The 11,579-nt window shown below is 41.6% G+C and carries 8 protein-coding genes, 1 pseudogene and 1 other annotated feature; of the genes and pseudogenes, 1 reads left to right on the forward strand and 8 read right to left on the reverse strand.

Annotated features, from left to right (window positions below; all coding sequences use genetic code 11):
• The 3 genes and pseudogenes from KHB02_RS28275 to KHB02_RS28285 all read right to left on the reverse strand — a co-directional run.
• A pseudogene (locus KHB02_RS28275) lies at positions 1 to 642 on the reverse strand (GGDEF domain-containing protein); the annotation flags it as partial.
• 71 nt (positions 643 to 713) lie between these two features.
• On the reverse strand, positions 714 to 2,042 hold the full coding sequence (locus KHB02_RS28280; protein WP_213144692.1) for a bifunctional folylpolyglutamate synthase/dihydrofolate synthase: 1,329 nt from the start codon (positions 2,040 to 2,042) through the stop codon (positions 714 to 716).
• Positions 2,043 to 2,109: 67 nt separating this feature from the next.
• On the reverse strand, positions 2,110 to 4,752 hold the full coding sequence (locus KHB02_RS28285) for a valine--tRNA ligase (protein WP_213144691.1): 2,643 nt from the start codon (positions 4,750 to 4,752) through the stop codon (positions 2,110 to 2,112).
• Positions 4,753 to 4,804: 52 nt separating this feature from the next.
• Positions 4,805 to 5,039, reverse strand: a binding site (T-box leader).
• A gap of 271 nt (positions 5,040 to 5,310) precedes the next feature.
• On the opposite strand from KHB02_RS28285, the gene KHB02_RS28290 reads away from it, so the two are divergent.
• Complete coding sequence (locus KHB02_RS28290; protein ID WP_213119996.1) at positions 5,311 to 5,499, forward strand: hypothetical protein; 189 nt, start codon at positions 5,311 to 5,313, stop codon at positions 5,497 to 5,499.
• Positions 5,500 to 5,525: 26 nt separating this feature from the next.
• Here the strand turns inward: KHB02_RS28290 and ysxE are convergent, their stop codons facing one another.
• The 5 genes from ysxE to hemB all read right to left on the reverse strand — a co-directional run.
• Positions 5,526 to 6,578 carry a spore coat protein YsxE gene (gene ysxE, locus KHB02_RS28295; protein WP_213144690.1) on the reverse strand — a complete coding sequence of 351 codons (1,053 nt, stop codon included), beginning with the start codon at positions 6,576 to 6,578 and terminating at the stop codon, positions 5,526 to 5,528.
• 93 nt (positions 6,579 to 6,671) lie between these two features.
• Positions 6,672 to 7,805, reverse strand: coding sequence for a stage VI sporulation protein D (gene spoVID / locus KHB02_RS28300; protein ID WP_213144689.1), 1,134 nt, complete (start codon positions 7,803 to 7,805; stop codon positions 6,672 to 6,674).
• A gap of 685 nt (positions 7,806 to 8,490) precedes the next feature.
• Positions 8,491 to 8,724, reverse strand: coding sequence for a hypothetical protein (locus KHB02_RS28305; RefSeq protein WP_213144687.1), 234 nt, complete (start codon positions 8,722 to 8,724; stop codon positions 8,491 to 8,493).
• A 622-nt stretch (positions 8,725 to 9,346) separates the two neighbouring features.
• Positions 9,347 to 10,633 (reverse strand): glutamate-1-semialdehyde 2,1-aminomutase, encoded by a 1,287-nt coding sequence (hemL, locus tag KHB02_RS28310; RefSeq protein ID WP_213144686.1) that lies wholly within the window; start codon positions 10,631 to 10,633, stop codon positions 9,347 to 9,349.
• A 24-nt stretch (positions 10,634 to 10,657) separates the two neighbouring features.
• On the reverse strand, positions 10,658 to 11,579 hold a 922-nt coding region (gene hemB / locus KHB02_RS28315), incomplete at its 5' end, for a porphobilinogen synthase (RefSeq protein ID WP_241114164.1).

An 11,579-nucleotide genomic window follows, 5' to 3' on the forward strand; every position in this document is an offset into this window, starting at 1 on the left:
AATCCCAACAAAAAGAAGCGACAATAAATTTAATGGATTATAAAGTATGTATAAAACAACACCGACTGGAATGGTAATAATTGTTGTTAAAGTCTCTACCAATAAATCTTTTCCAAAGTAAGCGTTCTTACGCTTATAGATAAAAAATAGATTGAAAGAAACAATGATCTGGTTAATAAAATAATTTAACACCGCATACAAAATGGCCAACAAAAAAGCTTCGCTATCTTCAGTTAAGTGCGGAGCCGTTTGGCCACCAAGCAGATAATAGACAGTACCGCTTAGGACTGAAACAATAAAGAACATAATCATGTTAAGTGGCAAGCGGAATAGCTGCTCTTTTGGAACTCTTAGTTTTAGCAGCAAAACAAGTACTGCAATCTGAGTAAATACTATTTCCACAAACAAGCCGAAAATTAAAAAAACGGTAAAAGACACCCATTGAATGAGAAAAATGGGCACGTTATTGATTATAATTGGCATACACGCCACAATGGCCATAAGCGCCAAATAGGCAATAAGTTCATGCCAATTCCCTGACAGGTGCGGGGGAAAAGTTTGATAGGTAAACCACATTCCAGCTGGTACTAACATAATCCAGATCAGATAAATTGCTGTTTGGACATGCGGTTTAACCCCCATCTTCCTTCCCCTCCTCACCCAATTATTATTAATTCAAGATAATTTTATTTTACCAAAAAATAGCCATTCTGTCACAGAGAAATCGTCATATTTTTCAAATATTGACAAATAATTGGCTTTGCTTCTGAGATAAAATAAAGAGAGCCCGTGATGACAAGCATGTCATGGTCATTGGGAGGCAGGTGAGAAATTTCTTCTTTTATAAAAGGCTGCCAATCTTCGACTCCGAATTTATTTGCAGATTGGCTGATTTTCAGCAAGTCTTTAGCATTAGCTGCCCTTGGAAAATCAAAGCTGACAAAAGAAATTTGCCCAGCAATTTCGTCAAGCTTGGCTATCATTTTGTCTAGCTTCTTATCTTTTAACGCCGCAAATATAATATGGATATTGCGATTGGCGTATCGGGTCGATAATTCATGAACCAATGCTGTAATTCCCTCATCATTATGTGCACCATCAATGATGACTAGAGGGTTTTCAGATAAAACCTCAAAGCGGCCCGGCCAATAGGCCTTTTTTAAACCATTCCTGATGGCTTGAACGGTTACCGAGATAGCGTGATGCTCGTTTAAATATTGAACGGCACTGACGGCAAGTGCGGCATTTTCGGTTTGGTGCTGGCCAATCATAGTGATTTCAAGCTTTTCTAACGTATGCCCCGTTGTTTGTAAAGTAAATATTTCACCTTTTAAGATTGATTCATGAGCATCAATAGAAAACTCCTGATTTAAGCGAAATACTGGTGCCTTTTTTTTCTCCGCTTGTTCCTCAATTACCTTAAGCGCTCCAGGATGTTTGACCGCTGTAAAAATCGGCGTCCTTTCCTTGATAATTCCCGCTTTTTCAAAGGCTATTTCCTCATGCGTGTTACCAAGAATATTAGTATGATCTAGACCTATGTTTGTGATAATCGACGCCAATGGCTGCACGATATTCGTGGAATCAAATCGTCCGCCAAGCCCGACCTCGTAAAGGACGATATCGATTTCAGGGTGATTGGCAAAATAATAGAACGACATAGCCGTGATAACTTCAAATTCCGTCGGTCCGCCAAGGTCTGTTTCCTCTAATTCATTTGCCAAAGGAAGAATGATATTTGTTAATTCAAGTATTTCTTGATCTGTGATAGGCTTGCCGTTAACACTAATTCGCTCGTTGAATTGTTCGATATAAGGAGATGTAAACGTACCGACTGTATAACCTGCTTCCTGCAGGATAGAACGCAAATAAGTAACAGTTGAGCCTTTTCCATTTGTCCCGCCTATATGGACAGTTTTGATTTTTGATTCCGGGTGGCAGAGCCTGTCCATCATCCACTCCATCCGTTTTAACCCTGGTTTAATGCCGAGCCTGAGCCTTGCATGAATCCAATCAAGGGCTTCTTTATAAGTAGTAAACATGTCTTACACCCCTTTTGTTAAAAAAATAAGCCAAGACGAATCCAAAGTGGATTCGCCTTCAGCTTCATTAACCTCTTAACTCTTTAATACGAGCTTCTACAATATTTCGTTTTTCTAGGTAGTCTTGCTCTTTGGCACGTTCTTCGGCTACAACACTTTCAGGTGCTTTTTTCATAAAGCCTTCATTGCTTAATTTCTTTTGAACACGCTCTACCTCTTTATTTAATTTATCCAATTCCTTCTCAAGGCGAGCAATCTCTTCATCAATATTGATCAGGCCTTGGAGCGGAAGGATAATCTCAACACCCGTAATAACCGCGGTCATTGCTTTTTCAGGGGTTTCGATGTTCTGCCCCATTTGCAGTTCTTCTGGGTTACAGAACTTTTCGATGTAGCTGCGGTTCTTCTCAAGAGCCGTTAAGATTTTTTCATCCTTAGCTTTCACCAACATGTTGATTTTCTTGCTCATTGGTGTGTTAACTTCAGCACGAATATTACGTACTGAGCGGATCATTTCCATCAGAAGCTTCATTTCCTGTGCCGCTTCTTCATCTGTATACTCAGGTTTTACCTCAGGCCATTTGGCTTCCGTAATCGATTCACCGGAATGCGGAAGGTTCTGCCAAATTTCCTCGGTGATAAATGGCATGAACGGATGCAATAACCTCATTGTTTGGTCTAAAACATAGGCAAGAATGGAACGGGTTGTTTTCTTAGCCGCCTCATCTTCACCGTATAAAGGAAGCTTCGCCATTTCAATATACCAATCACAGAAGTCATCCCAGATAAAGTTATAAAGAGCACGGCCAACTTCACCGAATTCATACCGCTCTGACAGCTTTGTCACATGTTCGATTGTTTCATTTAAGCGTGTTAGAATCCATTTGTCGGCAACAGATTTTTCCCCGCTGAAATCAATTTCATCATAGCTGAGACCGTTCATATTCATTAAAGCAAAACGGGAAGCATTCCAAATTTTATTGGCAAAGTTCCAGGTTGCTTCAACTTTTTCCGTGCTATAACGTAAATCTTGACCTGGTGATGATCCCGTAGATAGGAAGTAACGAAGGGCATCCGCACCGTACTTGTCGATTACTTCCATTGGGTCAACGCCGTTTCCAAGCGATTTACTCATTTTCCGGCCCTGCTCGTCACGAACAAGTCCATGGATGAGAACATCTTTAAATGGACGCTCACCGGTGAACTCTAAGCTTTGGAAAATCATTCTGGATACCCAGAAGAAGATGATATCGTAGCCTGTTACAAGAACATCCGTTGAGAAGTACCGCTTGAAATCAGCCGCTTCTTTGTCTGGCCAGCCCATAGTCGAGAATGGCCATAACGCTGAACTGAACCAAGTATCTAATACGTCTTTGTCCTGTTCCCAGTTTTCAATGTCTGCAGGTGCTTCATGGCCGACAAATACTTCACCTGTTTCTTTGTGATACCAAGCAGGAATGCGATGTCCCCACCATAGTTGTCGAGAAATACACCAGTCGCGAATGTTTTCCATCCAGTGCAGGTATGTTTTTTCAAAGCGATCTGGAACAAAGTGTACTTTTTCTTCCTTGCTTTGAAGCGCAATGGCTTGATCTGCCAATGGCTGCATTTTAACAAACCATTGTGTAGAAAGATAAGGCTCTACAACTGCTCCGCTGCGCTCAGAGTGGCCAACGGAATGAAGGTGATCTTCAATTTTAAACAGAACGCCTTGTTCTTGAAGGTCTTTGACAATTTGCTTGCGGCATTCAAAGCGGTCAAGACCTTTGTATTTGCCGGCCTTTACGTTCATAGACCCGTCTTCGTTCATGACTAATATACGCTCAAGATTGTGTCGGTTTCCTAGTTCAAAGTCGTTCGGGTCATGGGCAGGAGTAATTTTAACAGCCCCAGAACCGAATTCCATATCAACATAATCATCGCCAACAATCGGGATTTCCCGGCCAACGATTGGCAGAATAACCGTTTTGCCGATTAGGTGCTTGTAACGATCATCTTCCGGGTGAACCGCAACCGCAGAATCCCCAAGCATCGTTTCCGGACGTGTTGTTGCAACTTCAATGTAGCCGGAACCCTCAGCTAACGGATATTTTAAATGATAAAAGGCACCTTGAACATCCTTATAAATAACCTCAATGTCAGATAAGGCTGTTTTGGTGGATGGGTCCCAGTTGATGATGTATTCGCCACGATAGATTAAGCCTTTTTTGTAAAGGGTAACGAAAACTTCACGAACCGCCTTTGATAACCCCTCATCAAGGGTGAACCTCTCGCGAGAGTAGTCAAGACCTAAGCCTAGTTTCGACCACTGCTGGCGGATGTGAGAAGCATACTCTTCCTTCCACTTCCATGTTTCCTCAACGAATTTTTCCCTGCCGAGGTCATAACGGCTTTTTCCTTCGCTTTTAAGCTTTTGTTCAACCTTTGCCTGTGTCGCGATTCCAGCATGGTCCATACCCGGAAGCCAAAGAACATCATAGCCCTGCATCCGCTTCATGCGTGTGATGATATCTTGAAGAGTTGTATCCCATGCATGCCCTAAATGGAGTTTTCCAGTAACGTTAGGCGGTGGGATAACGACTGTATATGGCTGTTTTCCCTCATCATCTTTTGCTTCGAAAAATTTCCCCTGCAGCCACCACTCATAACGACCTTTTTCGATGGTTTGCGGGTCGTATTTGGTCGGCATCGTAATTTCTTTTGTTTCCATCTGAATTTTCCTCCTTTGTCTTTCTAGAAACAACAAAAAACCCCATTCGTCATAAAAGGACGAATGGAGTTGCTTCGCGGTACCACCTTTTTTCCAATCATAGTGATGATTGGCACTTCATCGGATAACGGATTTCATCCGTCTTCTACTACTGGAGCCTTTTGACCTGTTCACAGAAGAAGCTCTTGGGCGACTTTCCGATGCTCCGCTTAGGAAATCTTTCAGCTACTGATTTCCCTCTCTAAAAAGCTGGCTTTCACCGTACTCTTCCCTGTCAAAGCTTTATTTTTCAATTATATATAATACTACCCAAAAAACAGGGCCTTCGTCAATCAGGATATCCTTGTTTTTTATATTTTATACTATATGTTTAAAAGCACAGGCTTGCTCATAATTTTGAAATTAGAATTATTTTTTAATTGATGTTAATTAGGCGCTTTAAAATTTACATTATTTTCCAATTTCTAATTCAGTGATTTTTGGAAAGGTTTTGGGGCATTCACACAAATTTTCGAATATACATATGATAAGGGTAAATTGGGAAAGGGGGGGTTTGGGGTGAAGAATTTCCACAAATATAAACACCGTCCCTGGTTTAGAACGTTTCGGAGATTGTCCGGACAGCTGGTGGTCCCATTTATTATCTTTCAGTTTATACGAACCATTTTTCTGCCAACTATTTTTGATGTTCTGTTATTATCCCTTTTTATCGTCATTGCCATTTCCATTTATTTTGAAATTATTTAAGGAGCCCTATGTGCAGATGATTCCTGCTATTGGGCTCCTTCTTTTGCCTGCTGAGCTGCCTCTTGGGCTGCTTTTTGTTGGTTCTCGATTTCCGTCATTCGCATCACAATATATTCGGTATTTTTTAAATGCCAATAGCGATGCTGCAACTGGCGGACATATTTTAACTCATTTTTCGGACGAGGCTTCCGATAATACTTTTCTGCCATTTGGATGATGGGTATTGGGTAGGCCAAGTAGCTGTTGAATAATAATTTTTCCTCCGGTTTAAACGGAAAATATTTAAAATAATGATATACCAAACCGATCACGTCATCGTTTCGTTTCGGACTTGTGTTTAAAGTCCTTGACACATATGGGAGCAGGTCATGGATTGGTGAGCCGTAACGGGCATTTTCAAAATTAATAAAAAAGCCGTATCCCCGTTCATCATAAAGAAAATGATCGGATGAAAGCTTCCCATGGACAACCACCATTCGGGCTTTCTCATTTTCCTTTGTGCTCTCATACCATTCTTCAAATTTTGATTTTGAAAACCGGAGCGCCTGGCTGATTTCATTGTAGTATAGGCAAAACAGCAGTTCGAATGGTGACATATAGGTTTTCTTTTCGCAAACATCAATGTATCCATCAAGAAATTCTTGATTTTTATCAAGCAGCTGCAAGGTTTTTTCGTAATGCTCGGCCCGCTCCTCCTTGTTTACTTCGATTTCCTTTGCGGAAAGGGTATGAAGCCGGGCCAATTCACGAAAAAGCTGCTGGCTTTTGTACTGGTGGTCTTCTCTTTGGTCATTCGCCATCCAAGGCATGAGATAGTAAAGATTATTATCATGCAATACCGCATATCTGCCGTCCATTGTGGGATAAATAGGGACAATCCGGTTAAAGCCTTTTTGATAGAGATAATGGACATGCCGAATAAAATCTGTCCCTAAGGCTGGGGGAATTTTTTTCAGGGCAAAGGTACCTTTGTTAGAATAAATTTTTTGAATGCCGCCAAAATCCTCTACAAAATACGGCTCTACCTGGTAGTTCTCCAAAATCGGCGTAAGGCTCTCCAGCCTATTCGAGTCATTCATGAGAATTCACTCTCTTTCATTTAGAAAAGCAAAAGGGCATAAAAAGAAAGCAGAGCAGGCCCCGTTCGAACCCGCTCACCTTCTAAGGTCTGATTATTTTTTGGCAAAGGCTGCCGGAACATATAATACTTGACCTTCATAAACATCCTGGTTCAATTCCAGATTGTTAACACGAAGGAGATTTTGAACTGAAACATCATATCGTTTAGACAAACTTTCTACCGTATCCCCTCTTTGAACAATACAAACCTTTAACCTTGTTTGCGAAGAACCTTCGTCCTTTCGGGCAAAGAATTCTGTCAGGGTCATCGATTTCTTCTTGGCACCAAACAGCTTCTTCTTATGCTTTGGCTCCTCTTCAGATGACGATGAAGATGACGAGCTTTCCTCTTCATATTCCACGACTACTGCTGGGGATTCCTCCACAATGATCTCTTCCTCAAACTGAACTTCAACCTCTACAGGCTGTTTTTCTTCTTTTCTCTCCTGATAACGCCATGCAGGTTCATTTGCTTCGGCATTATACTCCTGGTACTGCCAAGGCGGCCGATATTCCTGCTGCTCCTGAGTTTGTTCCTGAGGCTGATAATTAAAGTTTGGGAACTTTGAAAATGCATCTGTGCTCTGTTCTTCCTCCTGCGGTTTACGTGCTTCCGTCTGGAATAAGAAATTGTTTTGATACGGGCTTTGTGCTGTTGGTTGAGGGAATTCGTATTCCTCTTCCTCTTCCTCGGCTCCTGCGCGGTACAGGAGTTCAAGTTCAGGCTCTTCCTCCTGCTGCTGTTGCTGTTGCTGCTCATTTCCATAGAGGCCGCTAATGGTCAACTCTGCTGACAGCTTTAAGCAGCTGCGCTCAGGCATGGAATAATCAAACGTTTCCACAAGGACATCGATATCATACACACTTTGAATTCGATTGTTAGGAATCGTGATATCAACCGGGAATCGATGTGAAAATTCAGCTACTCCCTCCTCACGCTCGGCCACCCGTTCTACAAACTTCTGTGAGACAGCGCCCTCTTCATTTCCTTCCTCTTGGTCCTTGTAGCATTTATATTCGCCGGAAAGCTCCAGCGAACCGCGTATGGTGACGTACTGATCGTTTTCCTGGATGGTAATATCCGGGTCTAAGGAAATGGAAATAAGCTCTTCGACTTCCTGTCCTTTTCTAAACCACAGGGACTCCTCCACAGAAAATCTTAGGTACGATTGATTCTCCTGGGACAAAGCGACTCCTCCTTTCGTTTCCTAATGCAAAATCACTATGTCACTTACACTTTATGAGGGGAAATTTTTATTTATGAATAAAAAAGCAGGATTGTGCAGAAAAGAGGCAAAAAAATAAACTCTCCTAATTGGAGAGCTGGATTGTTCTAATGGTTTATCAAAGATTTATAATCTTCGATTGTTTTAATGGCTGATTTCATTGAGTCATTAGATAACTTGTTTTTCATTGTATTTTTTAAAATAGTTTCTAATTGGGGGCACAATTTGATTTGCTTTGTGTGTGCATCGGTCTGTTTTAGGGCATCTGACAGGGCAATTATTGGCCGTTTATTTTCCGCGACAACATCTTTATCGTTCTTTACTATGACCCACTTGGTATTCTCTTTAACCGCTTTAAATTCTACCTTTATCGGGACGGGTTCTTCCTTAATATAAGTCCGGCTTAATGAGTGGGCCTCCTGTAAATATTTTTTATCTACTGCTTGGTCTTTAAAAAATATTTTAATAAGGGGCCGGGGCGCTTTTGTTTTGTCGCAGTAATATAAAGGATACTGGGCGTTTCTCGATATCAATGCTATGTACAGGCTTCTTAAATGTTGGAGGTAGCTATTAGACTCTTGTTTGACAAAAAAATCACCTCTAGTAAACTCGGTGTTTTCGTTGTACATGAGTGTTTGAAATATTTTTAGACTATCGGTGTAGATGTTGATGATTTCATGTTTATGGATGAGTTTTCTTTTATTAATTCAATTGTTTTTTCTAATGCATAGCCTTCTGCTATATTTGAGGTAGGATTGATATGCTCAGTTTTAAAATGGTGTTTTTCTATGAAGCCAAATTCGTTTACCCTTACGATTCCTACTCCGATGGTGTGTTCCTTGGTTGAACCGTCAATATAGTATTCTATCATTTTTTGCACCCGCTTCTCCTACGACTTTTTCTACGACGATTTGGCTTTATGAACCTTTTATGAGACCTCTTGAACCCTTGTTCTTACTTCGATTTGGTCCTATGAACCTTTTATAAGACCCTGGAGTCCTTGTTTCTCTTCGATTTGGTCTTATAAACCTTTTATAAGACCACTTCACTTCTTGTTCTGCTTCGATTTGGTCTTATAAACCTTTTATAAGACCGCTTCACCTCTTGTTCTCGCTTCGATTCGGTCTTATGAACCTTTTATAAGACCACTTCACCTCCTGTTCTCACTTCGATTGGTCTTATGAACCTTTTATAAGACCACTTCACCTCTTGTTCTCGCTCCGATTTGGTCTTATGAACCTTTTATAAGACCACTTCACCTCTTGTTCTCGCTTCGATTTGGTCTTATGAATCTTTTATAAGACCACTTCACCTCTTATTCTCGCTTCGATTTGGTCTTAAGAAATTTTTAAATTACCATTAAACCTCGTTTCCCACGGCTATATTGTCTTATGATTACTATACTTTACCAAAAAAGCAATTTATTGTTACATATTTTACCATAAAAAAGGCAGTGGACTAATTTTAAAATTTAATCCACTGCCTTCTTATAAAAACAAATTCTATTTAAGCTTCGAAAAAGCAACCTCAACAGCCTTAACCGTCTTTTCAATATCCTCATCCGAATGCTCAGTTGATAGGAATAATCCCTCAAACTGAGATGGCGGCAGGAATACGCCTTGATCGGCCATCTGGCGGTAGTATTCGGCAAAGAATTCCAAATTGGATGATTTGGCTGTTTCATAATTGATGACCTCTTCATTCGTGAAGAAGAAACCAATCATCGAGCCAGCACGGTTAAAGGTAACTGGAACTCCATATTTTTCCCCAGCAGCCTTAATACCTTTTTCTAGTATATCTCCCTTGCGGATAAACTCATTGTAGTGCTCTGGTGTCAACTGGCTTAAGGTTTCATAGCCTGCTGTCATCGCAAGCGGATTTCCGGATAACGTACCTGCCTGGTAAATCGGGCCGCTTGGTGCAATGCGTTCCATAATATCCGCACGGCCACCGTAGGCGCCGACAGGAAGCCCGCCGCCAATTACTTTTCCTAAACAGGTCAAGTCCGGAGTGATACCGAAGTAACCTTGAGCACAATTGTAGCCGACTCTGAAGCCGGTCATGACTTCGTCAAAAATTAGAAGAGCTCCGTATTGGGTGGTAATATCACGTAGTCCTTGCAAGAACCCTGGTAGTGGTGGAACAAGTCCCATGTTGCCCGCAACTGGTTCAACAATGATACAAGCAATATCATCGCCAAATTGTTCAAAAGCGTATTTTACGCCTTCAAGGTCATTGTATTGTACTGTGATTGTATTGGAAGCAACACCTTCAGGTACACCTGGGCTATCAGGCAAACCAAGTGTAGCAACTCCGGATCCAGCTTTAATTAATAATGAATCACCATGGCCATGGTAACAGCCCTCGAATTTTAAAATCTTATTGCGGCCTGTAAATCCTCGAGCTAACCTTAAGGCACTCATCGTAGCTTCCGTACCCGAGTTGACCATTCTGATAATTTCAATTGATGGTACGCGGTCTTGCACAAGCTTGGCCAGTTTGTTTTCCAATAGCGTCGGAGCTCCGAAGCTTGTTCCTGACTCGGCAGTTTTTTTCAACGCTTCAACTACTTGGTCATTGGAATGACCTAGGATAAGCGGTCCCCATGAAAGAACGTAATCAATATATTCATTACCGTCGATATCATAGATTTTCGAACCTTTGCCGCGTTCCATGAAAATCGGGTCCATGTTTACGGATTTAAAGGCGCGAACCGGGCTGTTTACACCGCCTGGCATCAATTTTTGGGCTTCTTTAAATGCTTCAATCGATTTGGTATACGAACGCATCCTTTTCCCTCTTTTCAAAAAATATTATTCTTCTTCCTTCAGCCAACGGATTGCATCTTTGGCATGGTAGGTAATGATTAAATCCGCACCTGCGCGCTTCATGCCCATTAACATTTCAAGAACAGTCTTTTTCTCGTCAACCCAGCCATTTTGCGCAGCCGCTTTGATCATCGCATATTCACCGCTGACGTTGTAAACAACGACCGGCAAATTAAAGTTGTTTTTAATATCACGAACAATATCAAGGTATGGCATGCCTGGCTTCACTATTAAGAAGTCTGCCCCTTCCGCCACATCTGATTCTGCTTCTCTGAATGCTTCCATGCGGTTAGCAGGGTCCATTTGATAGGTCTTGCGGTCACCGAATTGCGGTGCACCTTCAGCCGCTTCACGGAACGGTCCGTAGAATGCAGATGCATATTTAACAGCGTATGACATGATTGGAATTTCTGTATAGCCAGCCTCATCTAAACCTGCACGAATCGCAGCCACGAAACCATCCATCATGTTGGATGGCGCAATGATATCTGCGCCTGCTTTAGCCTGAGCGATGGCTGTTTTTACAAGCAGGTCTAATGATTGGTCATTAAGGATTTTTTCGCCTTCAACAACACCGCAGTGACCGTGGCTTGTGTATTCGCATAAGCAGGTATCTGCAACAACTAACACTTCCGGGAAGTGTTCTTTGATATAGCGGGTGGCTACTTGGACAATACCGTGGTCATGGTACGCTCCGCCGCCGCACTCATCCTTAGTCTCCGGAATACCGAATAATAAAACGCCCTTGATGCCGTGTTTGACGATGTCTTCCATTTCTGCATGGAGGTGATCCATCGATACTTGATATACTCCAGGCATGGAAGATACCTCATTACGGATATTTTCCCCTTCATAAATAAACAGCGGATAAATGAAATCGTCCGCCTTTAAATGATTTTCCCTAACA

The sequence above is a fragment of the Neobacillus citreus genome (assembly GCF_018343545.2).
Classification (GTDB): Bacteria; Bacillota; Bacilli; order Bacillales; family Cytobacillaceae; genus Neobacillus; species Neobacillus citreus.

Coding starts and splice junctions, on each gene's coding strand:
- KHB02_RS28280 (WP_213144692.1), bottom strand. CDS start 2,042: ATGTTTACTACTTATAAAGAAGCCCTTGATTGGATTCATGCAAGGCTC.
- ysxE (WP_213144690.1), bottom strand. CDS start 6,578: ATGAATGACTCGAATAGGCTGGAGAGCCTTACGCCGATTTTGGAGAAC.
- hemL (WP_213144686.1), bottom strand. CDS start 10,633: ATGCGTTCGTATACCAAATCGATTGAAGCATTTAAAGAAGCCCAAAAA.
- KHB02_RS28285 (WP_213144691.1), bottom strand. CDS start 4,752: ATGGAAACAAAAGAAATTACGATGCCGACCAAATACGACCCGCAAACC.